This window comes from Protaetiibacter mangrovi, from assembly GCF_024752305.1.
Lineage (GTDB): Bacteria > Actinomycetota > Actinomycetes > Actinomycetales > Microbacteriaceae > Homoserinibacter > Homoserinibacter mangrovi.
Genome location: NZ_JANTHX010000004.1, coordinates 457399 through 483321, shown reverse-complemented (window position 1 = coordinate 483321; position 25923 = coordinate 457399). Strand labels below are relative to the sequence as shown.

27 protein-coding genes and 1 tRNA gene are annotated in these 25923 nt (G+C 71.9%); 11 read left to right on the top strand and 17 right to left on the bottom strand.

Translation table 11 applies throughout. The annotated features are described in order from the left end of the window. Both NUH29_RS04550 and folP read right to left on the bottom strand, forming a co-directional pair. Positions 1–729, bottom strand: coding sequence for a pyrimidine reductase family protein (locus tag NUH29_RS04550; protein WP_258797824.1), 729 nt, complete (start codon positions 727–729; stop codon positions 1–3). Continuing rightward, positions 726–1601, bottom strand: coding sequence for a dihydropteroate synthase (gene folP, locus NUH29_RS04545; RefSeq protein WP_373317432.1), 876 nt, complete (start codon positions 1599–1601; stop codon positions 726–728). The genes NUH29_RS04550 and folP overlap by 4 nt, the downstream gene beginning before the upstream one ends. Before the next feature lie 192 nt (positions 1602–1793). Here folP and NUH29_RS04540 point away from each other — a divergent pair, with 192 nt between their 5' ends. The 4 genes from NUH29_RS04540 to NUH29_RS04525 all read left to right on the top strand — a co-directional run bounded on the left by NUH29_RS04540 (position 1794) and on the right by NUH29_RS04525 (position 6917). Next, positions 1794–4112, top strand: a complete 2319-nt coding sequence (locus NUH29_RS04540; RefSeq protein WP_258797823.1) for a hypothetical protein — start codon at positions 1794–1796, stop codon at positions 4110–4112. Between the two features lie 70 nt (positions 4113–4182). Beyond that, positions 4183–4875, top strand: coding sequence for a response regulator transcription factor (locus tag NUH29_RS04535; RefSeq protein ID WP_258797822.1), 693 nt, complete (start codon positions 4183–4185; stop codon positions 4873–4875). A 40-nt stretch (positions 4876–4915) separates the two neighbouring features. Further along, positions 4916–6616, top strand: coding sequence for a sensor histidine kinase (locus tag NUH29_RS04530; RefSeq protein WP_258797820.1), 1701 nt, complete (start codon positions 4916–4918; stop codon positions 6614–6616). A gap of 10 nt (positions 6617–6626) precedes the next feature. Beyond that, a complete protein-coding gene (locus NUH29_RS04525; RefSeq protein ID WP_258797819.1) occupies positions 6627–6917 on the top strand; it encodes a WXG100 family type VII secretion target in 291 nt (96 codons plus the stop codon). A gap of 129 nt (positions 6918–7046) precedes the next feature. Here the strand turns inward: NUH29_RS04525 and groL are convergent, their stop codons facing one another. From groL to NUH29_RS04495, 6 genes are all read right to left on the bottom strand, one after another. Then, a complete protein-coding gene (gene groL, locus NUH29_RS04520) occupies positions 7047–8666 on the bottom strand; it encodes a chaperonin GroEL (protein WP_258797818.1) in 1620 nt (539 codons plus the stop codon). A gap of 142 nt (positions 8667–8808) precedes the next feature. Beyond that, positions 8809–9849 carry a DUF3048 domain-containing protein gene (locus NUH29_RS04515; RefSeq protein ID WP_258797817.1) on the bottom strand — a complete coding sequence of 347 codons (1041 nt, stop codon included), beginning with the start codon at positions 9847–9849 and terminating at the stop codon, positions 8809–8811. A gap of 63 nt (positions 9850–9912) precedes the next feature. Beyond that, complete coding sequence (locus tag NUH29_RS04510; protein WP_258797816.1) at positions 9913–10113, bottom strand: cold-shock protein; 201 nt, start codon at positions 10111–10113, stop codon at positions 9913–9915. Between the two features lie 187 nt (positions 10114–10300). After that, positions 10301–10873, bottom strand: coding sequence for a LytR C-terminal domain-containing protein (locus NUH29_RS04505; RefSeq protein WP_258797815.1), 573 nt, complete (start codon positions 10871–10873; stop codon positions 10301–10303). Then, entirely contained in the window at positions 10874–11188 is a 315-nt protein-coding gene (locus NUH29_RS04500; protein WP_258797814.1) for a DUF3263 domain-containing protein, read from the bottom strand. 55 nt (positions 11189–11243) lie between these two features. After that, on the bottom strand, positions 11244–12236 hold the full coding sequence (locus tag NUH29_RS04495; RefSeq protein ID WP_258797813.1) for a DUF2332 family protein: 993 nt from the start codon (positions 12234–12236) through the stop codon (positions 11244–11246). 95 nt (positions 12237–12331) lie between these two features. Here NUH29_RS04495 and msrB point away from each other — a divergent pair, with 95 nt between their 5' ends. Both msrB and NUH29_RS04485 read left to right on the top strand, forming a co-directional pair. After that, the gene (msrB, locus tag NUH29_RS04490; protein ID WP_258797812.1) at positions 12332–12748 is read left to right on the top strand and encodes a peptide-methionine (R)-S-oxide reductase MsrB; all 417 of its coding nucleotides are present in this window, start codon (positions 12332–12334) and stop codon (positions 12746–12748) included. Between the two features lie 2 nt (positions 12749–12750). Further along, positions 12751–13305, top strand: coding sequence for a nitroreductase family protein (locus NUH29_RS04485; RefSeq protein ID WP_258797811.1), 555 nt, complete (start codon positions 12751–12753; stop codon positions 13303–13305). Here the strand turns inward: NUH29_RS04485 and NUH29_RS04480 are convergent. From NUH29_RS04480 to NUH29_RS04470, 3 genes are all read right to left on the bottom strand, one after another. Continuing rightward, entirely contained in the window at positions 13274–14266 is a 993-nt protein-coding gene (locus tag NUH29_RS04480; RefSeq protein ID WP_258797810.1) for a DMT family transporter, read from the bottom strand. The genes NUH29_RS04485 and NUH29_RS04480 overlap by 32 nt on opposite strands. Before the next feature lie 14 nt (positions 14267–14280). Then, positions 14281–14357: transfer RNA gene (locus NUH29_RS04475), tRNA-Thr, on the bottom strand. A gap of 33 nt (positions 14358–14390) precedes the next feature. After that, positions 14391–15305, bottom strand: coding sequence for a DsbA family protein (locus tag NUH29_RS04470; RefSeq protein WP_258797809.1), 915 nt, complete (start codon positions 15303–15305; stop codon positions 14391–14393). Positions 15306–15550: 245 nt separating this feature from the next. Between NUH29_RS04470 and NUH29_RS04465 the strand changes: the two genes are divergently transcribed. The 3 genes from NUH29_RS04465 to NUH29_RS04455 all read left to right on the top strand — a co-directional run bounded on the left by NUH29_RS04465 (position 15551) and on the right by NUH29_RS04455 (position 18483). After that, complete coding sequence (locus tag NUH29_RS04465; RefSeq protein WP_258797808.1) at positions 15551–16660, top strand: ABC transporter ATP-binding protein; 1110 nt, start codon at positions 15551–15553, stop codon at positions 16658–16660. Positions 16661–16726: 66 nt separating this feature from the next. After that, entirely contained in the window at positions 16727–18013 is a 1287-nt protein-coding gene (locus tag NUH29_RS04460; protein ID WP_258797807.1) for a DUF4032 domain-containing protein, read from the top strand. Beyond that, positions 18013–18483 carry a heme-degrading domain-containing protein gene (locus tag NUH29_RS04455; RefSeq protein WP_258797806.1) on the top strand — a complete coding sequence of 157 codons (471 nt, stop codon included), beginning with the start codon at positions 18013–18015 and terminating at the stop codon, positions 18481–18483. Before NUH29_RS04460 ends, NUH29_RS04455 begins: the two co-directional genes overlap by 1 nt. A gap of 4 nt (positions 18484–18487) precedes the next feature. Here the strand turns inward: NUH29_RS04455 and rlmB are convergent, their stop codons facing one another. Then, on the bottom strand, positions 18488–19465 hold the full coding sequence (gene rlmB / locus NUH29_RS04450; protein ID WP_258797805.1) for a 23S rRNA (guanosine(2251)-2'-O)-methyltransferase RlmB: 978 nt from the start codon (positions 19463–19465) through the stop codon (positions 18488–18490). 37 nt (positions 19466–19502) lie between these two features. Further along, positions 19503–20915 (bottom strand): cysteine--tRNA ligase, encoded by a 1413-nt coding sequence (cysS, locus tag NUH29_RS04445; RefSeq protein ID WP_258797804.1) that lies wholly within the window; start codon positions 20913–20915, stop codon positions 19503–19505. Positions 20916–21030: 115 nt separating this feature from the next. Here cysS and NUH29_RS04440 point away from each other — a divergent pair, with 115 nt between their 5' ends. Continuing rightward, positions 21031–21798, top strand: a complete 768-nt coding sequence (locus NUH29_RS04440; RefSeq protein ID WP_258797803.1) for an HtaA domain-containing protein — start codon at positions 21031–21033, stop codon at positions 21796–21798. On the opposite strand, the gene ispD is transcribed toward NUH29_RS04440, so the two are convergent. Next, positions 21743–22912, bottom strand: a complete 1170-nt coding sequence (gene ispD / locus NUH29_RS04435) for a 2-C-methyl-D-erythritol 4-phosphate cytidylyltransferase (RefSeq protein ID WP_258797802.1) — start codon at positions 22910–22912, stop codon at positions 21743–21745. The two genes, NUH29_RS04440 and ispD, sit on opposite strands and share 56 nt — an antisense overlap. A gap of 25 nt (positions 22913–22937) precedes the next feature. After that, positions 22938–23420 (bottom strand): CarD family transcriptional regulator, encoded by a 483-nt coding sequence (locus NUH29_RS04430; protein WP_258797801.1) that lies wholly within the window; start codon positions 23418–23420, stop codon positions 22938–22940. 129 nt (positions 23421–23549) lie between these two features. On the opposite strand from NUH29_RS04430, the gene NUH29_RS04425 reads away from it, so the two are divergent. Further along, entirely contained in the window at positions 23550–24017 is a 468-nt protein-coding gene (locus tag NUH29_RS04425) for a hypothetical protein (RefSeq protein ID WP_258797800.1), read from the top strand. A 24-nt stretch (positions 24018–24041) separates the two neighbouring features. On the opposite strand, the gene NUH29_RS04420 is transcribed toward NUH29_RS04425, so the two are convergent. Both NUH29_RS04420 and NUH29_RS04415 read right to left on the bottom strand, forming a co-directional pair. Beyond that, entirely contained in the window at positions 24042–24725 is a 684-nt protein-coding gene (locus NUH29_RS04420) for a winged helix-turn-helix domain-containing protein (RefSeq protein ID WP_258797799.1), read from the bottom strand. Next, complete coding sequence (locus NUH29_RS04415) at positions 24722–25879, bottom strand: sensor histidine kinase (RefSeq protein ID WP_258797798.1); 1158 nt, start codon at positions 25877–25879, stop codon at positions 24722–24724. Before NUH29_RS04415 ends, NUH29_RS04420 begins: the two co-directional genes overlap by 4 nt. Positions 25880–25923 lie beyond the last annotated feature (44 nt).

Genomic DNA, 25923 nt, shown 5'->3' with positions numbered 1-25923 from the left:
TCACCCTCCTCGCCCGTAGCGCAGCAACAGCGTCGAGCCGGAGCGCAGCACATGCGCGAGCCGCATCGACCGCGGCTCGGGCAGCTCGCCCGCGGAGATGCGCCGCGCGTCCCCGGCCTCGAGGGTGGGGGCGACCGTCACGCACAGCTCGTCGACGAGATCGGCGGCCAGCAGCGCCCCGAAGAGGCTGGGCCCGCCCTCGCACAGGATGCGCGTGAGACCGCGGGAGTGCAGAGCGACGACCGCGGCATCCGGATCGATGCGGTCGCCCGAGCCCGCCTCGATCACGTCGGCCACGTCGGTGAACCGCTCGACCGAGTGCCCGGCCGTGGTGACGACGACCGGACGCGTCGGCGCGTCCGCGAAGATGCGGTCGCCCGGATCGAGGTCGAGCGAGCCCGACACGATCGCGAACACCGGATGCGGGGTCAGCCCGTTCGCCGTGCGCCAGGCGACCGACGCCTCCGACACCCGCAGCGGGCCGTAGCCCTCGGCGCGCACCGTGCCGGCGCCGACCACGACGACGTCGGCGACGCGACGCAGCAGCTCGAAGTAGCGGCGGTCGGCCGCGTCGCCGAGCCCGCCCGAGAGACCGTCGCGCGTGGCGGCGCCGTCGACCGAGGTCACGAAGTTGACGCGCAGCACGGGGTCGACGCCGCGCAGCTCCGCGACGAGCGCCTCGTCGGAGAGGTCGGCGGCCGCCTCGGGCCACAGCCGGTCGATCGTCACATGTTGTGCTTCAGCCACGCGGGCTCCCGCCATCCGAGGATCGCCTCCGTCATCCGCACCGCCGCGACGCTCGCCCGCACGTCGTGCACCCGCACGATGCGGGCCCCGTTCAGGATCGACGCGACCGCGGCGGCGAGCGAGCCCTCGAGCCGCTCGTACTGGGGGCGGTCGAGGGTCTCGCCGATGAAGTCCTTGTTCGAGAGCGCCACCAGCACCGGCGGCCCGAGTGCGGCGATCTCGCCGAGGCGCCGCGTGAGCTCGAGCGAGTGGAGGGTGTTCTTGTTGAGGTCGTGCCCGGGGTCGACGATGAGGTTCTCGAACGGCACCCCGGCCGCGACCGCCGTCTCGATCCGGTCGTGCAGATGCGCCACGACGGTGTCGACGACGTCGTCGTAGCGGGGCGACGGATGCGGGGTGCGCGGCGGCGTGAGCGAGTGCGTCAGCACGAGGTGGCCGCCCGCCGAGGCGACCGCGGGCGCCATCTCGGGGTCCCACAGCCCGGAGGTGTCGTTGACGACATCGGCGCCGGCCGCGAGCGAGGCGGCGGCGACTGCGCCGCTGAATGTGTCGACCGAGATGACCACGTCGGATGCCGCCCGGATGCGCGCGACGAGCGGCACGATGCGCTCGAGCTCCTCGGCGAGCTCGACGACCGGCCCGCGCCCGAACGGGACCCCGCCCACGTCGACCCAGTCGGCCCCGTCGGCGACCGCCGCGAGCGCCGCATCCACGGCTTTCTCGAGCGCGAAGGTGGCCCCCTTGTCGTGGAACGAATCCGGGGTGCGGTTGACGATCGCCATCACGGCGACCCGCCGCGAGAAGTCGAACTCGCGCGCGCCGATGCGGCGCACGGGCGAGCTCTCGATGGTCACACGCTCGATGCTAGGCGGGGGCCGCGGGATTCGTGCGAAATGGTCGCGTCAGGCCCGCGAAGCGACCATTTCGCACGAAACCCCGGCACGAGCGCGACACACCGTAGACAGATCCGTCCCCCTTGACCGCCCGGAACGTACCCCGCTAGCCTCCCCGCCTGTCCCCGTCCTCGCGTTGAAGGTGGTTCTCCCGTGACCCGTCGCCGATCGGGAGCCGCGAGCGCGGTCGCCCTCGTCGTGCTGTCGTCGCTGCTTCTCAGCGGATGCGTTCCTCCGTCCGGCGGCGACTCCGGAGGCGGGGGCGGCGACACCGACCTCTACATGGGCGACCTCCCCGCCCCGGCCGAGCTGCCCCCGGCGGTCGACGGGTCGGACGACGCGACGGCGATGCAGACCGCCTACGACGCCATCCAGGCGCTCGCCCCGGATGCGCACGCCGGGGGCGAGAAGGGGGTCGCCGCGTGGGAGGCGCTCTTCCTGCGCGCCGGCATCCCGATCGAAGCCGACGACGGCTCCGCCCTCACCGCCAACGGCGACCAGGGTCTCGGCATGCTGATGAGCGACGGCGAGCTCCGCCTCGCCGCGGCGCTCGCCGCGGCCCCCGGCGAGGTGCCGCTGCCCGAGATCGCCGACATGCTCAGCCCCGCCGCATCCGGAGGCAGCGCCGAGCAGCTGACCTCGCTGCTCTACGACGAGCTGCGCACCCCCACGAGCCGGGACTGGGATCAGGTGTTCTGGTCGGTCGGTCCCGACTTCTCGCGCGACGGCGTCCTCCTGACGGCGGAGGAGGCGACGCTGAACTGGGCGCAGGTCGAACTGCTGCTGCGCCGGCTCGCGTCGGAGGGCACGGTGGCGGCTGCCGCGGACGGCGAGGACTACGCGACCGAGCTCGCGCTGTCGGACGGCGGCGGGAGCGCCCGCCCCGCGCTCTTCCGCTCGGGGGAGGAGAAGGCGGGTTCGCACCGCCCGTGCGAGGTCAGCGAGAACCCGTGGAGCAAGGCGGTGCTCGACGCGGGCCAGAAGGCGGAGTCGACCTTCGTGCTCGACAAGACCCTCGAGTACGTGGCCGAGCAGGCCGCCGAGCACTCCGAGGGCGGGGGTCTCTGGACCGGCACGGGCGTCGCGAGCAAGGCGGGGCTCATCCTCACCTGGGTGCGACCGATCCTCGCCCTGGTCACCCTCCTCGCCAAGGCGGCGTCGATGCGCGCCTCGTTCACGCTGGAGGACTCTCCGCTGGTCCGCACGAAGGACACGACCCCCGGCCAGGTGCGCACCCTCGACATCGGTCTGAGCTACCACCCCGGCACCTGGGCGAAGATGCGCGAGTGCATCAACCTGCTCTTCAGCGGGTGGGTGGGGATGGACTTCCCGGGGGTGGACACCGACCCCCCGTCGGGGCTCGACGTGCACCTGATCACCGACGACCCGAGCGTCCTGCGGGTGGGAGACGGCACCGGGTCGTCGGATTCGGCCGTCACCGAGGGCAGGACCGACGACGACGGCAAGGTCGCGTTCGCGCTGTCCGGGGCTCCGCAGGCGTCGACGCTCCCCGACGGGGTGACGCCGAACGACCTGACCGAGGGGGTCCACGCGAGCGTCGACCTCAAGAGCAACGACCTCTTCGCTGATGCGCGGTCGCTTCCCTGGGATGTGCTCGACGCCTCGACCACGGGCGGTCTGGCTCTCGTGCCGGACATGCTCGCGCGCTTCTACACCCTCGGCTTCCCCTCGCAGCTCGCCGTGCGCGACTGGAAGCTCGACGCCGACTTCCAGGTGACGGCGATCGGCACCATCAGCGGTCGGGTCGCCCACAACAAGATCTACGCGTGCGGGAGCATCCCGTCGAGCAACGACTCCACCGAGGAGAAGGGCACCTTCACGACCGACCCGGTCACGGTGTCCGCGAAGCTCATCGACGACACCCTCGACAACCGCAGCGACCAGGCGTTCGTCTTCGTGCCGCAGGGCACCGAATTCGTCGGGCGCGAGGTCGACGAGAGCGGGGTCTCGATGTTCCCGATGCCCGCCCACTACACGGTCGCGAAGTCGACCGCGTCACCCGGGACCGGCCAGATGCCCGATCCCTACACCGTGGGCGGCGGCTGCGCCGGCGGCGGGGGCGGCGGCTACAGCGACGGCGGCACGCCCGCCCCGGATTGCGGCGCGCGCGACTACGACGCGACGCTTCAGGTGACGATCCCGAAGCCGCACACCCTCTATGCGGCGGGGGACCAGTACCCGTCGTCGGAGCCGCTGTGGCGGAACTGCGGCGACCCGCTCTACCCCTTCGAGCCGGTCGTGGCGGCCTGGTTCGACACCTGCTCCAGCGCCCCGACGTTCGAGGGCGGGGACATGCCGTCGATGAAGGACATCGCGGATCCGGACGTGACGCACTTCCAGGTGGAGGGCTCCTACAGCTGCGCGGACACCTCCCCCGGCCGCCTGTCCTCGACGACCTACAGCTATACGCTCGACTTCTGCCGCCTGAAGGACGGCAAGCCGCAGTGCTGACGATCGGAGCCCACGGGGGCGGATAAATGTTCCAGGTGACATTCAGCGAACATGCAGGATAATGGATGCCATGAGCGACGGACCCAAGATCCTCATCGTCGACGACGAGCCCAACATCCGCGACCTCCTCACCACCAGCCTCCGCTTCGCCGGTTTCGCCGTGCGCGCGGTGGGCAACGGCGCCCAGGCCATCTCCGCGGTCCTCGACGAGGAGCCCGATCTGATCATCCTCGACGTGATGCTGCCCGACATGAACGGCTTCGGCGTCACCAAGCGACTGCGCGCGTCGGGCTACACCGCGCCCATCCTGTTCCTCACCGCCAAGGACGACACGGAGGACAAGATCACCGGCCTCACGGTCGGCGGCGACGACTACGTCACGAAGCCGTTCTCGCTCGACGAGATCGTCGCGCGCATCAAGGCGATCCTCCGCCGCACCATGCAGGACGAGGAGGACGCGATCATCCGCGCCGGCGAGCTCACCATGGACCAGGACACCCACGAGGTCACCGTGGGCGACATCTCGGTCGAGCTCTCCCCCACCGAGTTCAAGCTGCTGCGCTACCTCATGCTCAACCCGAACCGGGTGCTGTCGAAGGCGCAGATCCTCGACCACGTGTGGGAGTACGACTTCAACGGCGACGCCGGCATCGTCGAGAGCTACATCTCGTACCTGCGCCGCAAGATCGACCAGCACTCGGTCGAGCCGATGATCCAGACGAAGCGCGGTTTCGGCTACATGCTCAAGACCGCCAAGGCGTGAGCCGCCGTCCCATCGCGGACGCACGGATGCGAGGCGCCTGATGCCGAAGCTGCACGCCTCGTTCGACCGCTGGTGGAACGGCATCTCGCTGCGCACCAAGATCACGGGCGTCACGGTGCTGCTGCTGACCTTCGGTCTCGCGGTGGCGGGCATGGGCACCATGACCGTGCTGCGCACCTACCTCTTCGACCAGCGCGACACCACCGTGCGCGCGTGGTCGCAGCAGGTGCAGAACATGGATGCGACGCAGGTCGCCGCGTGCAACGTGCGCTACGCGCCCGGGTATCTCGTGGCACTGGTCGACGCCAAGGGCGACACCATCTGCGACAACGTGCCCGAGGAGTACCTGCAGCCGGATCTGTCGCTCATGACCTCCTCGTGGAGCTACCAGCACGACGGGCAGCTCACGACCGTCAGCGACGCCACGGGCACCGGGCAGTGGCGGGTCACCACCACCTTCTACGTCGGCGACGACGGGAGCTTCTTCACCCTCGTGTCGGGGATCGACCTCACCGACATCGACGCGACCATCACCCGCTACAGCCTCATCTTCTTCCTGTTCGCGATCGCCGTGGTGCTGCTCGGCGCGGCCGTGACCCAGCTGCTCGTCACGAGCACCTTCACCCCCCTGCGTGACGTCGAGCGCACGGCCGCCCGCTTCGCCGCGGGCGACTACAGCCAGCGCCTCGGCGGCGCCACCCCGAACACCGAGGTGGGTCGCCTCAACCGCTCGCTCAACGCGATGCTCGCCCGCATCGACCTCGCCCTCGCCGACCGGCAGCGCGCCGTCGAGCAGATGCGCCGCTTCGTCGGCGACGCGAGCCACGAGCTGCGCACCCCGCTCGTGTCGCTGCGCGGCTACGCCGAGCTGTACCGGATGGGGGCGCTGCAGAACCCCGACGACGTCGCGCAGGCGATGGACCGCATCGAGCGCGAGGCGATCCGGATGGGCGGACTCGTCGAGGACCTGCTCGAGCTCGCCCGCCTCGACGAGCCGCGGGAGGTGCCCCAGGCCCCCGTCGACCTGCTGCCGATCGCCCAGGACGCCGCCCTCGACGCATCCGCCTCGGCGCCGCTGCGGCGGATCACCGTCGTGGTGCCCGAGTCGATCGACCCGCGGCAGGCGGTGGACCTCGCGGCCGCCGACCCGACGCCCGAGCCCGGCTCGACCGCGACGACACCGCCCGCGACGACCGCGACGGGTCCGATCTCGTTCGCCGGGTCGGCTCTCGCCCGCCTGCGGCGGCGGCGCCCGGCGACGGCCGAGACCACCGCGGGCGCCACCGAGACGAGCTCCACGATGCCGAGCGTCGGGCCGATCGTCTGCGGTGACGAGAACAAGCTGCGCCAGGTGATCACGAACCTCATGGGCAACGCCATGCGCTTCACGCCCGACGACAGCCCCATCGAGCTCGAGGTCGGCGTCGACCGCGCGGGCGGCTTCGGGGTCGTGTCGATCGTCGACCACGGCGAGGGGATCCCCCCGCAGCTGCGGGAGAAGATCTTCCAGCGGTTCTGGCGGGCCGACACCTCGCGCACCCGCGAGACGGGCGGCTCCGGGCTCGGTCTCGCGATCGTCGCGGGCATCGTGCGCGCGCACGACGGGCACGTCGAGGTGCTCGAGACCCCCGGCGGGGGTGCGACCTTCCGGGTCAGCATCCCGCTCCTGCACACGGCGGACGACGCGGAGGCCTCCCCGGAGGCACCCGGACCCGCCGAGAAGGCGGCGCCCCGCTCCTAGCGTGTGCGGCATGAGCACATTCCAGGTAGACAGCGAAGCCGTCCTCGCGCACGCGGCGGCCGCCCGGCAGACCGTCGGACGCATCCAGGGCGAGGTGGGCGCCCTCCACGCGCAGCTCGAGCAGCTGCAGGCGACGTGGACGGGCAGCGCAGCCGCCGCGTTCCGCGGCGTCGTCGACGAGTGGCGGGTCACCCAGCGGCACGTCGAGGACTCGCTCACCGCCATCGGCTCGGCCCTCGCCCAGGCCGGTCAGCAGTACGCGGAGATCGAGCAGCACAACACGAGGCTGTTCGCGCGCTGACGGAGGTCCCGCTGGTTGAGTAGCCCGCGCAGCGGGCGTGTCGAAACCAGCCCAGAGGACACACGAAGCGGGCGGCCCCTTGTGGGAGCCGCCCGCTGATCGTTTGTCGTGAGACCTCAGGGTCTCAGTTCAAAAATCCATGCCGCCCGTCGGGTCGCCGACCGGAGCCGGGGTCTTCTCGGGCTTGTCGGCCACGACGGCCTCGGTGGTGAGGAACAGGCCCGCGATCGAGGCCGCGTTGAGCAGCGCCGAACGGGTCACCTTCACCGGGTCGCTGATGCCCGCGGCGAGCATGTCGACGTACTCGCCGGTCGCGGCGTTGAGGCCCTGGCCGACCGGGAGGTTGCGCACCTTGTCGACCACGACACCGGGCTCCAGACCCGCGTTGAGCGCGATCTGCTTGAGCGGCGCGTCGATCGCGACCTTGACGATGCTGGCACCGGTGGCCTCGTCGCCCGAGAGCTCGAGCTTCTCGAACGCCGTCTTGCCCGCCTGGATGAGGGCGACGCCACCGCCGGAGACGATGCCCTCCTCGCCGGCCGCCTTCGCGTTGCGGATGGCGTCCTCGATGCGGTGCTTGCGCTCCTTGAGCTCGACCTCGGTGGCCGCGCCCGCCTTGATGACGGCGACGCCGCCGGCGAGCTTCGCGAGGCGCTCCTGGAGCTTCTCGCGGTCGTAGTCCGAGTCGGTGTTCTCGATCTCCTGGCGGATCTGCTTGACGCGACCGGCGATCTGCTCGGCCGAGCCGGATCCCTCGACGATCGTGGTCTCGTCCTTGGTGACGATGACCTTGCGGGCCTGGCCGAGCAGGTCGAGGGTGGCGTTCTCGAGCTTGAGACCGACCTCCTCCGAGATGACCGAACCGCCGGTGAGGATCGCGATGTCCTGCAGCTGCGCCTTGCGGCGGTCGCCGAAGCCGGGAGCCTTGACGGCGACCGACTTGAAGATGCCGCGGATCTTGTTCACGACGAGCGTCGCGAGAGCCTCGCCGTCGACGTCCTCGGCGATGATGAGCAGCTGCTTGCCCGCCTGGATGACCTTGTCGACGATGGGGAGCAGATCCTTGATGTTCGAGATCTTGCCGTTGACGATCAGGATGTACGGGTCTTCGAAGACCGCCTCCTGGCGCTCCGGGTCGGTCACGAAGTAGGCCGACAGGAAGCCCTTGTCGAAGCGCATGCCCTCGGTGAGCTCGAGCGTGGTGCCGAAGGTGTTCGACTCCTCGACGGTGACGACGCCCTCCTTGCCGACCTTGTCGATGGCCTCGGCGATGAGCGCGCCGATCTCGGGGTCGGCGGCGGAGATGGACGCGGTGGCCGCGTACTCCTCCTTGGTCTCGACCTCCTTGGCGTTGGCGCGCAGCTCGGTCTCGACGGCCGCGACGGCCTTCTCGATGCCGCGCTTCAGGCTGATGGGGTCGGCGCCGGCCGCGACGTTGCGCAGGCCCTCGCGCACGAGCGCCTGGGCGAGCACGACCGAGGTGGTGGTGCCGTCACCCGCGACGTCGTCGGTCTTCTTGGCGACCTCCTTGACGAGCTCCGCGCCGATCTTCTCGTACGGGTCGTCGAGCTCGATCTCCTTGGCGATGGAGACGCCGTCGTTCGTGATGGTGGGGGCGCCCCACTTCTTCTCGAGCACGACGTTGCGGCCGCGGGGTCCGAGCGTGACCTTCACGGCGTCGGCAAGGGTGTTGAGGCCGCGCTCGAGGCCGCGACGGGCGTCCTCGTTGAAAGCGATGATCTTAGCCATTGGTTGTGTCGTCCCTCCCGGACGTGATCCACAGTGAACTGGCACTCGCAGATGACGAGTGCCAGGGACCAGTCTGGCACTCGCCCCCAGCGAGTGCAAGCCGAGCGGACGCGCGTTCGCGCGCGGCGAGCACGCCCCCCGCTCAGGCCGCGGGGACGGTGGTGATCGACCCCGAGTGGGGCACGAGCTCGAACCAGCTGTTGCCCGGCGCGAGCCGGATGACGGTGCCCGTGTCGTCGACGAGGCGGATGGGCGAGGTGCGGTCGGCCTTCGACCACGAGGCGTGCACCATCGCACCTCCGGACAGCACCCAGGCCTCGCCGGCGCCGACGAGCTCGGTCTTCGGCACGCCGCCGTCGTTCGAGACACCCACCCGCACCACCACGACGTTCACGGCTGCCAGCTGGGCGCCGTTCGAGTCCGTGTCGGCGACGGCGTCCTGCGAGCGCAGCCATCGGGCCGACGCGGCGTCCCAGCGCCAGGAGGGATGCGACGAGCCGCCGAAGACCAGGTCGACGCCCGCGATCGGCGTGCCCTCCCGGGCGGCGGTCGCCCCGGACGCCTCGTCGGCGAAGGAGTACTGCTGAGTCGGCGGGGCGAGGTCGGGGTGCATCGCGATCAGCTCGGGCGCCTTCACGATGACGTTGTGGGGCGCCGCCTTGCTCGAGGTGCGGTACATCACCGCGTCCGTGTCGGCCTGACCGTGGATGGCGTTGTAGACGTTCGTCGACCGCATGAGCTGCACGAAGCGGTACTGGCCGCCGGAGTACGCGACGATGCCCCCGAACGGCGAGATGATGTCGGGGTCCATCGGGCGGATCGAGCGGATCGGCCCGATCTCGGCCGGCACGTGCGAATGCCACACGGCGACGTAGCGCGTGAGGCCGCCCTCGACGAGCTCCTCGAACACGAGGTCCGTCTGCTCGAGCCCCACCTGCGGCCGGGCGTCCCAGTGGTTGTCGATCTTCGCGGCCAGGGACGGATGGGCGAGGCTCGCCGCGTCGTCGACGGGCAGCCCGGTGAGCGGGGCGAGCACGACGGGCGCGGGCGTCTCGTAGTCCGAGGTGTAGCTCGGGGTCGGCGTGGGCGTCGGCATCGACGCCGCCGGGGTGCAGCCGGCGAGCAGCACCGCCGTCGCGGCGAGCGCGACGGCCGCCGTCGCCCGGCGCCCCCTCAGCAGCATGCGCTCATGCTAGGGCGCGGTCCGGAGCCCGCGACCGCCATCCGCGGCGCGTCCGGAGGTCGCTCAGGAGGGGCGGACCGACTCGGCCTGCGGGCCCTTGGGGCCGGCGCCGATCTCGAAGGTCACGGCCTGGCCCTCCTCGAGCACCTTGTAGCCGGACATGTCGATCGCCGAGTAGTGGACGAAGACGTCCTGCCCGCCGTCCGCGGTGATGAAACCGAAGCCCTTCTCCGCGTTGAACCACTTCACGGTTCCGTTGGCCATCGTCGTGCTCCCTGCTGTGTTCCTGTCGCTGTGCGAGCCGCCTCGCGGCTGCACTTGGGGCGATGCTAGCGAGCGGATCGGGAGCCGGATCGCGCCGGGAGCCCCAAAAGGCCCGCCGTGCGGAAGATTCAACGCAGATTAAACATCGGCGTAACACCGGGCCCCGTTCCGGGCCCGATCGCGCCTCTCAGCCGGCGGCGGGCGGCACGTAGTCCGCGCCCAGGACCACCGTGATGGCGGCCGTCGGGAAGGCGTCCGACAGCTGCACGTCGGTCGCCCCCACGAGCTGGGCGATCCCGCGGGCGACACCCTCGTCGTCGGGGTTCGAGTAGTAGACGATCGTCAGCGGCTCGCTCGTGTTCGACGCCGCCGCCCGACTCGGGTTCGGCCATCCGGCCGCCGCGATCTGGTCGCCGGCGGTGTTCGAGAGCCCCTGGGTCGGCGTGCCGTTGAGCACCGACAGGGTGAGGGCCGCGAGGTAGGCGGGGTCGAGCGTCGAGGGGTCGGTGACCGGCTCGGCGGTCTCGATCACCGTCGGCGTCTCGGACGGGGTGGCGCTCTCCTGCGCGAACGGCAGCTGGAAGCGCGAGTCGAAGAACGAGAGCGCGAACAACCCCACGACGACCAGCACCGCGGTCGCCACGACCGACCACGCGAAGGCGATCCACCCGCGCCCGCGCTTGCGGGGCGATCGGTGCGCGCCGACGCGGTCGACGTCGGACGGGATGTCGTCGAAGCGGTCGCGGGGGAAGCTGGCCATCTAGTCGATCGGGTCCTGAGTGTCGATGCGGAAAGTTCGGGACGCGCGGGCAGCCGCCCGGGCCTCCCGCATGCGCTGCAGTCGACGCACCAGGAGGGGATCGTGGCGCAGCGCTGCCGGCGAATCGAGTATCGCCGACAGAAGCTGATAGTAACGTGCGGGCGCCACGTCGAACTCCGCACGGATCGCCGAGGCCTTGGCACCGGCGCGGCCGCTCCAGGCGTCCTCGAACGCGAGCACGCGCAGCGACAGGGGGTCGAGCCCGAGCTGGGTCGCCTCGGTCGGCAGGCGTGCGGCACCGGCATCTGCGGGCACGGTTCACCTCCTCGACCGACGGATCGTCGCCGTCAGCCTAGGAGCGCGGCGCGCGTCAGCCGTCGCGACCCGCGGGGCGCACCCCGACGAGGCGGTCGCCGTGCGGCGAACCGGAGGCGAGCGGCTCGCCGTCGAGGGCGAGCACGAAGGCCGCGCCGGCGTCCGCGCGTCCCTCCGCGGCCAGCTCCCGCCAGCGCTCGGCGACCTCCGGGATCGCCGTGCGCGCCTCGAAGGTGAGGGCGCGGGCGCCGATACCCGCGATCTCGGAGAGCAGCCGGGCCCGGTCCGCGGGGGGCAGGTAGACCGCCGTCCCGAGACAGGCCACGACGAGGGTCGTCCCGCCCGGAGCGTCCGCCGCGGCGCCCGGCATCGCCTCGAGGGCGTCGCCGGCGACGACGAGCGGCGGGTCCGGGGCGACCGCCGCGAGCGCCGCGCGCAGCCGGGCGAGGCGTTCCGGCCGGTCGGGCGGCAGCGATGCCGCGAGCCAGCGCCGCCCGTCGTCGCGGGTCGCGTCCACCGGATCCAGGTCGACGCCGCGGCGCCACCGGATGTCGGGCAGCGCCCGCGGCGCCAGGGCGCCACCGTCGAGATCGGCCTCCAGCACCGGCTGTCCGGCGCCGAGGGCCACGGGCCCGTCGGAGGTGCGCAGCAGGTACCCGTAGCGCTCGGGGACGAGGCAGAGCCCCGCGGAGGCGCCGAGCTCCAGCAGCGCGATCGGGCCGGCGATGCGGTCGAGTCCCGCGAGGAGCGGCACGCAGCGGCCCGGCTCGTTCGTCTGCACCCGGCGCACGGGAAGCTCGGCGGCGAGCGCGTCGGCGCGCCCGAGCAGCCACGCCGACCACGCCGGGTACGGCGCATCCGGGGCCCCGAGCCACGCGGCGACCGCGAACAGCAGAGACGGCTGCCGGGCGGGCCGGGGCAGGGCGTCGAGCAGCTCGAGCATGCGCCGGTCGTCGGCGACCCCGAGGCACCACTCCACCTGCCTCGGGGAGGTGGCCGCGAGCTCGCCCGCCGCGCGCCGGTACCAGTCGGCGGTGCCCTCTGCCATGCAGCCATCATCCGGGAACTCCGCGTCGTCCCGCGACGTTGTATCGAGCGGGTGCCCGGTGCGGGTACCTAGGATGTGCGAGGAAAGGGAACGCGATGGGCTACAAGGTCAGCAAGACGGACGATCAGTGGCGCGAGGAGCTCGGCGACGACCGCTACCGCGTGCTGCGGGAGGCCGGAACCGAGCGCGCATGGACCGGTGAGCTGCTCGACGAGCACCGCGCGGGCCTCTACACCTGTGCGGCGTGCGGTGCCGAGCTCTTCAAGAGCGGCACCAAGTTCGACTCGGGCTGCGGGTGGCCGAGCTTCTACGACTCGGTGAACCCGGATGCGGTGGAGCTGATCGAGGACCGCTCGCTCGGCATGGTGCGCACCGAGGTGCGCTGCGCGAACTGCGGCGGGCACCTGGGCCACGTCTTCGACGACGGCTTCGGCACGCCGACGGGACTGCGCTACTGCATGAACTCGCTCTCGCTCGGCTTCCAGGCCGAGGGCGAGACCGCCGAGCACTGAGCATGGCGAAGACGGGTCCCGCCGCCGAGGCGATGCTGCGGCGGCGGTCCCACTCCAGCGTCGGCGACGACGCCCCCACCGACAAGCAGCTGCGCAAGCTGCTCGAGGTGGCGGGCACGGTCGCCGACCACGCGGCCCTGCGGCCGTGGCGGATCGTCGCCATCCGGGGCGAGGCGCGCGACCGTGTGGGTCGGGCCATCGCCGAGGCGAGCGGCGCGAGCGGGTCGGATGCGGAGAAGCTCGCCCGCAAGCCGCTGCGGGCGCCGCTGCTGCTCGCCGTGGTCGTGTCGCCGAAGCCGAGCGGCAAGGTCGCCGACTGGGAGCAGGAGGCCGTCGCCTCGGGTGTCGCCCACGCGCTCAGCCTGCTGCTCGACGAGGCCGGCTGGGGCGTCATGTGGCGCACCGGCCACTACACGCGCGCCGAAGCGGTGCACCGGGCCCACGGGCTCGGTCCGGACGAGCGCCTGCTCGGCTGGCTCTACGTCGGGTCGAGGCCGGCGAAGAAGAGCGGACGCCGCTCCCCCATCACGGCGAAGAAGCACCTGTCGAGTCTGTGACCCCGCCCCCGCGGTGACCGGGTCGGCGGATCGACGCCACGGCGACCGCGACGATCGCGAGCGCGGCGCCCCCGACGGTCGCGAGGTCGAGCCCGGTGTCCGAGACGGGCGACAGCACGTCGAGCAGCACCGCGACGGCGAGCTGGCCCGCGATCGTCGCGAGCCCGAACAGCAGCACCCCGGTGAACGGCACGATCGCCGCCGCCCCGGCGACGAACACGACGCCGATGAGCCCGCCGAGGTAGAGCCAGGGTTCGGCGGGCAGCGCGTGCGCGGGTCCCGCCACGAGCCACTCGACCGCCGCGGCGACCGCCAGCACGGCCGTGCCGGCGAGGAAGCTCACGAAGGTGGCGCTGAGCGCCGACTGCGCCTGCTGGCGCAGCTGGCCGTTCACCGCCTGCTGCCACGACACGGCGATCCCCGCGAGGAACGGCAGCACCAGCAGCAGCCACGCCACGTCGCCGTGGAGCCGGTCGGAGACGGCCCAGATCACGGCGGCGACCGCGAGGGCCGCGCCCACCATCCGCGGCGGGGTGAGCGGCGTCGCCGCCATCGCGCCGACACCCCGCCTGTCCATCACGAGCGAGCCGATCGTCTGACCGCCGACGAGCGCCACGGTGAAGAGCGCCACGCCGAGCACCGGGGCGGTGAGCCCCTGGGTGGTCACCATGAGGGCGCCCGCGACGCCTCCGAACAGGAACCACGGCGTCATCCGCCGGTCGCGGACGGCGTCGCGGATGAGTACGAGGCCGGTGCGCCCGCGCGGCCAGGCGAGCAGGGCGAGGGCGCAGGCGAGGGTGCCGACGCCGAAGGAGATGAGCGCCGTCAGCACGCTGTGGCCGAGCTCGACGGCGAGCTGGCCGTTGATGCGCGCCTGCAGCGCCACCAGCCCGCCCGAGACGACCGCCGCGGCGAGCGCCGCGACCGTCACGAACGGACGCAGCGCGTGCTCGTGCGACATGGCCCTCCGTCCGGTGGAGCCTCCTGTCGGATTCGAACCGACGACCCTCGCTTTACAAGAGCGACGCTCTGGCCAACTGAGCTAAGGAGGCACCGTGCGCTTCGCGCACGGTGAGCAAGCCTACCTACGGCGCCGGGGTGGGTGTGGGCGTCGGGGTCGGCGTCGCCGTGTACTGGGCACCCGCCGCTCCCGTCACGAACTGCGCGAGCTCGTTCGGGTCGAAGTCCTTCGTGTACTGGAACTGCTTGCCGTCGACGATGATCGTGGGCGCCGTGGTGATCGCGGGGATGTCGGCGTTCGGGATCGGGCCGTTGAGGGCCCGCACGGTGGCCGCCTGCACCCAGGCGGCGAAGCGCTTCTTCTCGATGCAGCTCGCGATCTTGGAGGTGTTGGTGACGCCCGCCCGGGTGGCCCGGTCGAGCAGCTCATCGTCGGACAGCCCCTCCGAGCCCTCCTCGGGCTGGTCGACGAACAGCGACTCGTGGAAGTCGAAGAAATGGTCGGGCGAGTACTCGGCCACGCAGGCGGCGGCGTTGGCGGCACGCAGCGAGTACTGGGTTCCGGCGGACTTCGTGGTGAGCAGGGCGATCGGATGGATCTCGAGCGTCGCCGCACCCGTGCTGACCCACTTGCGCAGCTGGTCGTCGTTGTTGGTCTCGAAGGCGCCGCAGTTGGCGCAGAGGTAATCGACGTAGAGCTGGATGTCGATGACGTCGGGCGCGTTGGTCTCGGACGGGATGGGCGTGGCGGAGGGCGCGAGCGCGGTGGTGCGCATCGCCTTCAGGTCGGTGCCGATCTTGATGCCGTCGCTCGCCATGTTGAGCGGACCGCGCGCGGGCGACTGGTTCATCGTGATGAGCGTCACGACCACCACGGCGATGACGACGAGCGCCCCGCCCAGCACGCTGAGCTGCAGGACGACCCGGCGACGGCGCTCCTGCTTGCGGTGCTGGGTGCGCAGTTCGCGGGCGCGCTCCTTCGCGGCGGCCCGGGCTTCGTTGCCCCCGGGCTCCGGGCGATCGGCCTCGCCGTACGTCATCGATCCTCGTTCTCGGGTGTGCGGAGCGCGTTCGAGAGAATACGACGCGCGCGCGACCGGACGCCAATCCGGCGGCTCTGCGATGCTAGGGAGCCAATCTGGGAAGCGTCCGGACGGATGCTGAAGACGGGCGCCCCGAACCGCTGTGACATACTGGGCGGGATCGTCGGCACCGACGCCGTCGGTCTTTCCATTCACTACGGATCGTCCGGCACGTACCTGCCGGTGAAGGAGAACGAATCACCATGGCATCCGTCACTTTCGACAAGGCCACCCGCATCTATCCCGGATCGACCCGCCCCGCGGTCGACGCGATCGACCTCGAGGTCGACGACGGCGAGTTCCTGGTCCTCGTCGGCCCCTCCGGCTGCGGCAAGTCCACGACCCTGCGCATGCTCGCCGGCCTCGAAGAGGTCAACGACGGCCGCATCCTGATCGGCGACCGCGACGTCACCGACGTGCCGCCGAAGGACCGCGACATCGCGATGGTCTTCCAGAACTACGCCCTCTACCCGCACATGACGGTCGCCGAGAACATGGGCTTCGCGCTCAAGATCGCCGGCGTCGGCAAGGACGAGCGCGCCGCCCGCGTGCTCGAGGCCGCGAAGCTGCTCGACCTGGAGCCCTACCTCGGCCGCAAGCCGAAGGCGCTCTCCGGTGGTCAGCGTCAGCGCGTCGCCATGGGCCGCGCCATCGTGCGTCAGCCCCAGGTGTTCCTCATGGACGAGCCGCTGTCGAACCTCGACGCGAAGCTGCGCGTGCAGACCCGCACCCAGATCGCCTCGCTGCAGCGCCGCCTCGGCGTCACCACCGTCTACGTGACCCACGACCAGACCGAGGCGCTCACCATGGGCGACCGCATCGCGGTGCTCAAGGACGGCGTGCTGCAGCAGGTCGGTTCGCCGCGCGACCTGTACGAGAAGCCGAACAACGTGTTCGTCGCCGGCTTCATCGGCTCGCCCGCCATGAACCTGTTCCAGGCCGACGTCACCGACGGCGGCGTCAAGTTCGGCACCGCCGTGACCCCGGTCGAGCGCGACGTGCTCGCCCACGCCACGAGCGGCAAGGTCATCGTGGGCGTGCGCCCCGAGGACGTGGCCATCGCGAAGTCGGGCGACGGCCTGACCGTCGAGGTCGACGTCGTCGAGGAGCTCGGCGCCGACGGCTACCTCTACGGCCACACCGAGCTGGACGGCCACCGCGTCGACATCATCGCGCGCGTCGACGGCCGCAACCACCCGGACGCCGGCGAGAAGGTCGTCGTGACCCCGCTGCCGCAGCACGTGCACGCGTTCGACGTGGAGTCGGGCGAGCGCCTGAACGCCGCCGCGATCGCCGCGGGCGCCACCGCGTAAGCACGCACCGCATCCGCGAAGGCCGCACCCCCACCGGGGTGCGGCCTTCGTCGTTAGGCTCGGAGCGTGAGCTCCACCCTGTCCATCACCTCCGCGGTTCCGGATCCGGCGCTGCTCGACCTGCCGTGGCAGCTGCCGCTCGAGTCGTGGCCGGAGGAGACAATCGCCGCGCTGCCGAAGGGGATCTCGCGGCACCTCGTGCGCTTCGTGCACCTCGAGGGCTTCGTGGTGGCGATCAAGGAGACCACGGCCGAGCTCGCCCGCCGCGAATACGAGATGCTGCGCACGCTGCAGCGCCTCGACGTGCCATGCGTCGAACCGGTCGCCGTCGTCACGGGCCGCATCTCGGCCGACGGCGAGGAGCTCGCCCCCGCCCTCGTCACGCGCCACCTCAAGTTCTCGCTGCCCTACCGCGCCCTCTACTCGCAGGCGCTGCGTCCCGACACCGCGACGCGCCTCGTCGACGCGCTCGCCCTGCTGCTGGCCCGGCTGCACCTCATCGGCTTCTACTGGGGCGACGTGTCGCTCTCGAACACCCTCTTCCGCCGGGACGCGGGCTCCTTCGCGGCCTACCTGGTCGACGCCGAGACCGGCAAACTCTACGAGGGCGGGCTCTCGAACGGGCAGCGCGAGAACGACCTCGAGGTCGCCCGCATCAACATCGCGGGCGAGCTGCTCGACCTGCAGTCGGGGGGCCGGCTCGACGAGGCGGTCGACCCGGTCGACATCGCCGACGGCATCGTCGCGGCCTACCGATCGCTCTGGCGCGAGCTGACCGCATCCGAGACCTTCCCCGAGGCGGAGCGCTGGCGCATCCGCGAGCGCGTCGAGCGCCTCAACGACCTGGGCTTCGACATCGAGGAGCTCTCGATCCGCAAGGGCGACGACGGCACGAGCGTGCGGATCCAGCCGAAGGTGGTCGACGCCGGCCACCACTCCCGGCGCCTGCTGCGGCTCACCGGGCTCGACGCCGGCGAGAACCAGGCCCGGCGCCTGCTCAACGACCTCGACGCCTACCGTGCGGTGCGGGGCAAGTCGGACGAGGACGAGGAGATGGTGGCGCACGAGTGGCTCGTCTCGGTGTTCGAGCCGGTCATCCGCTCGATCCCGAGGGACCTGCGCAGCAAGCTCGAACCCGCCGAGGTGTTCCACCAGCTGCTCGACCACCGCTGGTACCTCTCGCAGGAGCAGCAGCGCAACGTGCCGCTCGCGGAGGCGCTCACCTCCTACGTCGACAGCGTGCTGCGGCACCGCCGCGACGAGGTGACGGTGGTGGGACCGCAGACCTCGGCGATCACGCTGCCCATCGCCGTCGTCGACGACGGAGAAGAGGACTGGAGGGCCAAGGTCTGATGAGCGGACTTCCCGAGTACACGGTCGCCGATCTCGAGCGCGAGGAGGTGCTCGACCTGCCGTCGTTCGACAACGACGACGCCGTCGACCTCGGCCTCACGGCGGTCGAGGTGATCGACGAGCGCGGGCTGAACCTCGCCGTACGCATCGCGCTGCGGGGCGACGTGGTGTTCCAGGCGAAGCTCGGCACCTCGGGTCCCGGCAACGACCCGTGGCTGGCGGGCAAGCACGCCGTCGTCATGCGCTTCGGCGAGCCGTCGCTGCTGGTGCGCCGCCGTCACGAGGAGGCGGGCACGCCCTTCGCCGAGCGCGCGGACGTCGACCACGAGGTGTTCAAGGCCCACGGCGGGTCGATCCCGCTGCGGGTGGCCGGCGAGGTCGTCGGATCGATCACGACCTCGGGTGAGCCCGACGTCGTCGACCACGCCACCTCGGCGGAGGCGGTGCGGCGCTACCTCGCGTCACGCTGAGCGGCTAGGCCCGCAGCTTCGCGACCTCGTAGAGGGCGACCGAGACGGCGATGCCCGCGTTGAGCGACTCGGTGTCGGCCTGGATCGGGATCGACACGATCGCGTCGCAGTTCTCGGTGACGAGCCGCGAGAGGCCCTTGCCCTCGGAGCCGACGACGATCACGATCGGCCGGTCGGCGAACGAGATGCCGGGCAGCGGGGTGTCGCCGCCCCCGTCGAGACCGAGCACGAAGACGCCCGCCTTCTTGAGCGACTGCAGGGTCTGCGTGAGGTTCGCCGCCATCGCCACCGGCACGCGCACGGCGGCGCCCGCCGAGGTCTTCCACGCCGACGCGGTCATGCCCACCGAGCGGCGCTGCGGCACGATCACGCCGTGCGCGCCGAACGCGCCCGCCGAGCGGATGATCGCCCCGAGGTTGCGCGGGTCGGTCACCCCGTCGAGCGCGACGAGGAGCGGCGGGCGGTCCGTGCCGTGGGCGACCTCCAGCAGGTCGAGCGGATGCGCGTACTCGTACGCAGGCACCTTGAGGGCGAGCCCCTGGTGCACCGCATCCGGTCCGCTCATCCGGTCGAGCTCGGGGCGCATGACCTCGAGCACCGGGATGCCGCGCTTCGTCGCGATCGACAGGGCCTCCTTGACCCGGTCGTCCATCTCGACGCGCGCCGCCACGTAGAGCGTCGACGCGGGGATGCGGGCGCGGAGCGCCTCGACGACCGAGTTGCGGCCCGTGACGAGCTCGCCGTCGTCGGCCTTCTTGGGGCGCGGCGGACGCTTGCCGGACGCATCCGGCTTGCCGTGGCGCGCCCGCGCGGCCTCGAGGCGGTCGTTCGCGGCCTTGCGCTTGCCGGCGACGTGCCAGCTGCGGTCCTCGGCCTTCGGGGTCGGTCCCTTGCCCTCGAGCGCCTTGCGCCCGTGGCCTCCTGTGCCCGCGGTCGCGCCCTTCTTGTTCTTGCGCGCGCCCGGGCGTCCCGGCTTGGCCATCAGCAGCTCCCCTGCGTGTTCTGGATCGAGGTCGTGATCATGCGAGGCTCCATCGGGCGCCCGCCGGGGTGTCGTCGATCACGATCCCGGCCGCCGCGAGCTCGTCGCGGATGCGATCGGCCGCGGCGAAATCCTTGGCCGCCCGCGCGTCGGTGCGGTCGGCGATGAGCTTCTCGACGAGCGCCGCGAGCGCGGTGGCGACCGCACCCGACCCGTCGTCGCCCCACTCGGGTGCCGTCGGATCGACCCCGAGCACTCCGGCCATCGCCCGCACGCGCTCGCGCAGCACGGCGACCTGCTCGAGGTCGCCCGCGTCGAGCGCCGTGTTGCCGGCGCGCACCGTCTCGTGCAGCACCGCGAGAGCCTGCGGCACCCCGAGGTCGTCGTCCATGGCGGCGCCGAACGCCTCGGGCACGTGACCGTCGCCCGGTCCGGCGAGACCGCTCGGCTCGAGGGCGCGCTCCGCGCGCTCGAGGAACCCGGCGATGCGGTCGAGCGCGGCCTCGGCCTCCTCGAGGGCACCCGGGTGGTAGTCGATGCTCGAGCGGTAGTGGGCGCTCGCCAGGTAGTAGCGCACGACCACGGGCGGGGCGAGGGCCAGGAACTCGGCCGCGTAGATGGAGTTGCCGAGCGACTTCGACATCTTCTGGCCCTCGACCATGACGATGCCGTTGTGCACCCAGTAGCGCGCGAAGCCGTCGCCGGCCGCGGCCGACTGGGCGAGCTCGTTCTCGTGGTGCGGGAAGCGCAGGTCGAGGCCGCCGCCGTGGATGTCGAACTCGCCGCCGAGGTAGCGCTTCGACATGGCGGAGCACTCGATGTGCCAGCCGGGGCGCCCGGCGCCCCACGGCGAGGTCCACGACGCGGACGCCGGCTCGCCCTCCTTGGTGCCCTTCCAGAGCGCGAAGTCGCGCGGGTCGCGCTTGCCGCGGGTGGCCGCATCCGGCGAGTCGGCCATGTCGGCCACCCTCTGCCGGGTGAGCTCGCCGTAGGCCGGCCAGGTGCGCACGTCGAAGTAGACGTCGCCCGTGCCGTCGTCGGCGACGTAGGCGTGGCCGCGGTCGATGAGCGCGGCGATGATCTCCTGCATCTGCGGCACGCTCGCCGTGGCCCGCGGCTCGTACGTCGGCGGCAGGATGCCGATGGCGCGGTAGCCCTCGCTGAACTCCAGCTCGACACGGTACGCGACCGCCCACCACGGCTCGTGCGGGGATGCGTTCGCCAGCACCTTGTCGTCGATGTCGGTGACGTTGCGCACGAAGGTGACGTCGTAGCCGCGGTACGCGAACCAGCGCCGCCACAGGTCGTAGGCGAGCGCGGAGCGCAGGTGCCCGACGTGCGGCGACGACTGCACGGTGGGGCCGCACACGTACATGCCGACCTTGCCCTCGTCGAGGGGCGCGAAGTCGCGCAGCGCCTGGGCGCGGCTGTCGTACAGGCGGATCGTCACGGCCCGAGTTTACCGACGCGCCCCCGCGTGACGGTCCGGATGACGCGGCGGCATGCGCACGGCTCCGGAGGTTAGGGTTGCCTCATCCCCGCCCGTCCTCTCGAGGGAGCCGCCCGTGCCATCCGTGCCCTCGCGTGCGCGCTGGCGCGCCGCATGGCTCGCGCTGCTGACCCTGGGCGTCGCGCTCCTCCCCGCCGTGCCCGCGGCGGCGGAGGAGGACGCGGGGTGCACCGTCTCGGACGCGACCCTCGTCTGGGGCTTCAAGGAGAGCTTCCGCGCCTACATCGACGGCTCCATCGCCAACGGCGAGTGGACGACGGCGGGAGGCGCGAGCTATGCGACGCCGCTCTTCACCTGGGCGGACGGCACGGGGGCGGCGCGCGACGACGGGGCCCTCGAACTCGCCTTCGACGGGCCGGTGCGGTTCACCGGGCACGGCGGGGTGCTCGACACGACGGTCGCCGACCCCCGGATCGTCGTCGACGCGGGGGGTGCGACGCTGCTGCTCGACGTGACGGGCACCACCCAGGCGGGCGACGCCGTCGACGCGCACGGGGTGGCGTTCGCCGAGCTCGACCTCGCGGACGCGACGAGCGACGGCGACACGGTGACGTGGACGGATGCGCCGGCGACGCTCACCGCCGACGGGGCCGCCGCCTTCGGCACCTACCCGGCGGGCGAGCCCCTCGACCCCGTGACCCTCACGGCGACCGTGGCGGGTGGATGCGCCTCCGCGGTGGCCGGCGGCGCCCTCGCCGCTTGGCCCGCCTGGGCGACGGCGGTCGTCGTGGGCGGCGCCGTGATCCTGATCGCGGTGGCCGTCGTGCTCAGCGTGCGAGCAGCGCGTTCGCGATCGCGACGAGCCCCTCGCCCCGCCCCGTGAATCCGAGCCCGTCCGAGGTGGTGCCCGCGACGCTCACGGGCGCCCCGACCAGCTCGCCGAGACGGGCCTCCATCTCGAGCCGTCGTGCCGACACGCGCGGGCGGTTGGCGATGATCTGCACCACCACGTTCCCGACCCGGAAGCCGGCGCCCTCGACGAGGGCGAGCGTCTCGCGCAGGAACACCTCGCTCGGCGCACCCGCGAACTCCGGCGCGGCCGAGCCGAACCGCGAGCCGATGTCGCCGAGCCCGGCCGCGGAGAGCAGCGCGTCGCAGATCGCGTGGATGACGGCGTCGCCGTCCGAGTGCCCGTCGAGCCCCGGCTCGTCGGGGAAGTAGACCCCGCCGAGCCACAGCGGCACCGCGTCGTCGTAGCGGTGGGCATCGACGCCCACGCCCGTGCGGATGCGAGCACCCGCGTCGAGCAGGTGCTCCGCCCGGTTCAGATCCCAGGGGGTGGTGATCTTGAACGCCCGCGGCTCGCCGGGCACGGTGACGACGGCGCCGCCCGCCGCCGCGAACAGCGCGGCGTCGTCGGTGTAGTCCTCGCCTGCCGCGGCGTAGGCCGCGACGAGGGCGTCGCGCGGGAAGCCCTGAGGCGTCTGCACGTGCACGAGATCGCTGCGATCGACCGCCTCGACCACCCGATCCCCGTCGACCCGCTTCACGGTGTCGACCACAGGAGACGCCGGGATGACCCCCGCTCCGCCGCCCTCGAGCACCACCGAGGCGACCCGGTCGATGAGCGCACTCGGCGTGAGCGCCCGCGCCGCGTCGTGCACGAGCACCGCCTCCACGCCGTCGGCGAGCACCGCGAGGCCCGCGCTCACCGAGAGCTGGCGGGTCTCGCCCCCGGCGACCACGGAGAGGTGCCCGGATGCGACTCCCGCGACGTGCTCGGCGATCGCGCGCGCCCGCGCGACGAGCGCGTGCGGCGCGACCACGATCACCTGCGCCGGGTGCGTCGCCGCGAACACGCCGCGCAGGGCGTGCTCGAGGATCGTGGCGCCGTGCAGCTCGACGAACGCCTTGGGCTGCGCCTGGCCGAGGCGGGTACCGCCGCCTGCGGCGACGACCACGACGGCGACGCGCACCTCATCCGGCAGCCCGCTCATGCCACGAGCCTAGGAGGAGCGGCGATCAGGACGCGAGGACCTCGTCGAGGACGGTCGACGCCTTCTCCTCGTCGGTCTTCTCGGCGAGGGCGAGCTCGGAGATGAGGATCTGGCGCGCCTTCGCGAGCATGCGCTTCTCACCGGCCGAGAGACCGCGATCCTGGTCGCGGCGCCACAGGTCGCGCACGACCTCGGAGACCTTGATCACGTCGCCGGAGGCGAGCTTCTCGAGGTTCGCCTTGTAGCGGCGGCTCCAGTTCGTGGGCTCTTCCGTGAAGGGGGCGCGCAGCACCTCGAAGACCCGGTCGAGCCCCTCCTTGCCGATCACGTCGCGGACGCCGACCAGGTCGACGTTCTCGGCGGGCACCTCGATGATGAGATCACCCTGGGTGACGTTGAGCTTCAGGTACTTCTTGGTCTCACCCTTGATGACCCTGTCCTTCACCTCGATGATGGTTGCCGCACCGTGATGGGGGTAAACGACCGTCTCGCCGACCTCGAAGAGCATGGAGTTGTTCCTTCCGCAGACCTCTCATTTTATCACAGCGGCGGTGCCCCGGCCGGGGCCGGGCGGCGTCGGGCCCTCGCGGCTGCCGCTAGTCTGGAGGGGCTCGACGTCTACATCTGGAGGATCCCCGTGAGAGCACGTGCCGTGGCCGCCACCGCCCTGAGCGGCGCCCTCGTCCTTTCTCTCTCCGGCTGCGCGCTCTGGATGACGCCGGAGACGAGCCACCCCTACGACGCGAGCGACGGCGTCAGCCTCACGATGGGCGAGCTCGAGCTGCGCAACGTGCTCGTGCTCAGCGACGACGGCGAGACCGGCAGCCTCATCGGCACCGCCGTCAACACGACCGGCGCCGACATCGACTTCACCCTGCAGTGGTCGGTCGACGGCGAGTACCACGAGATCGACGCCACCGCGCATGCCCACGGCAGCACGCAGTTCGGCTCCGACGACGACGAGGTGATCCTCGACCCGCTCGGCGAGCAGCCCGGCGGCCTGCTCGACGCGGTCGTCCACACCAGCAAGGACCAGAGCGGGCTGCAGATCCCGGTGCTCGACGCGACGCTGCCGGAATACGCCGACCTGCTGCCCGCGAACTGAGCCGGGCGGCGCGTACCGCGCCGCTCAGTGCTCGAAGCGGTAGCCCAGTCCGCGCACCGTCACGAGCAGCTTCGGGTTCGACGGGTCGGGCTCGATCTTCGCCCGGATGCGCTTGATGTGCACGTCGAGGGTCTTGGTGTCGCCGAAGTAGTCGGAGCCCCAGATGCGGTCGATGAGCTGCCCCCGCGTGAGCACCCGTCCGGCATTCCGCAGCAGGAATTCGAGCAGCTCGAACTCCTTGAGCGGCATCGCGACCTCGGTGCCGTCGACCGACACCGCGTGCCGTTCGATGTCCATACGCACCGGGCCGGCCTCCAGCACCGCCTCGATCGGGTCCTCCTCGATCTCGACGCGGCGGCGCAGCACCGCCCGGATCCGGGCGAGCAGCTCGCGGCTCGAGTAGGGCTTCGTGACGTAGTCGTCGGCGCCGAGCTCCAGCCCCACCACGATGTCGACTTCGGAGTCCTTCGCCGTCAGCATGATGATCGGCACGCTCGAGCGGCTGCGCAGCTCGCGGCACACCTCGGTGCCGGAGAGGCCCGGCAGCATGAGGTCGAGCAGCACGAGGTCGGCTCCGCCGCGGTCGAACTCGGCGAGCGCCGCGCGGCCGTCGCCGGCGATGACCGTGTCGTAGCCCTCGCGGCCGAGCAGGAAGGCGAGGGGTTCGGCGAGCGAGGGCTCGTCTTCGACGATGAGGATGCGGGTCACGAGGGGGCTCCACGGGATGGTGCGGCGGCGGCCGGGGCGGCCTCCGGTAGACGGATGGTGAACGTCGAGCCGCGGCCCTGCTGCGACCACACGCGCACGTCGCCGCCGTGGTTCTGCACCACGTGCTTGACGATGGCGAGGCCGAGGCCGGTGCCGCCGGTCTGGCGACTGCGCGCGGAGTCGACGCGGAAGAAGCGCTCGAAGACGCGGTCGCGCTCGGACTCGGGGATGCCGACGCCCTGGTCGGTGACCGCGATCTCGATCGCGCCGTCGCGACGGGCGACGCCGACGCCGACGCGGGTGCCGTCCGGCGAGTACTGGATGGCGTTGGCGATGAGGTTGTGCACGGCGGTCACGAGCATCGACTCGTCGCCCCAGACGACCGCCGTCGCGTCGGCCTGCGCCACGATCGTGATGCGGTGCGACTCGGCCGCGACCCGATTGGCGTCGACGGCCTGCGCCACGACCGAGTCCACGTTCACCCGCTCCGCGTGCTCGAGGGCGTCGGCGGCCTGCAGGCGGCTCAACTCGATGATCTCGTGCGTCAGCGTGCGCAGCCGCTCCGCCTCGATCGTGAGGCGCTTCGCGAAGCGGCGCACCTCATCCGGCTCGTCGGCGGCCGACTCGAGCGCCTCGGCCAGCAGCCCGATGGCCCCGATCGGCGTCTTCAGCTCGTGCGAGATGTTCGCGACGAAGTCGCGCCGCACGTCCTCGAGGCGGTACGCCTCGGTGCGGTCGTCGGCGAGCACCAGCACGAAGCGGGCGCCGAGCGGGGCGGCGCGCACGAGCAGGTGCACCTGGGCGTCGCCGAACGGGCCGCGCGGCAGCTGCATCTCCTCGTTCGCGGCCGAGCCCTCGGAGCGCACGCGGTCGACGAGCGAGACGAGCTCCTGGTGCACGAGGGTGTGGTTCCAGACCAGCCCGAGCGCCACGGCGGCGGTCGAGCAGCTGACGACGTTGTTGGAGGAGTCGAGCACGATGCCCGCGGTCTCGAGCGCGTCGATGACCTCCTCGACGCCGTCGGGCACGGAGGGGGTGACGACCGCGGCGGCGCGCTGGCCGCGCGCATGGGCGGCGACGACCGCCGCCGCGCCGCCGACGCCGACCAGCAGCCCGAAGCCCAGGGCGGCGGGCACGAGCCAAGCGGCGTCCATGGGACTAGATTAGGGCGGGCCGAAGAGGACCGAATGTCGGACGC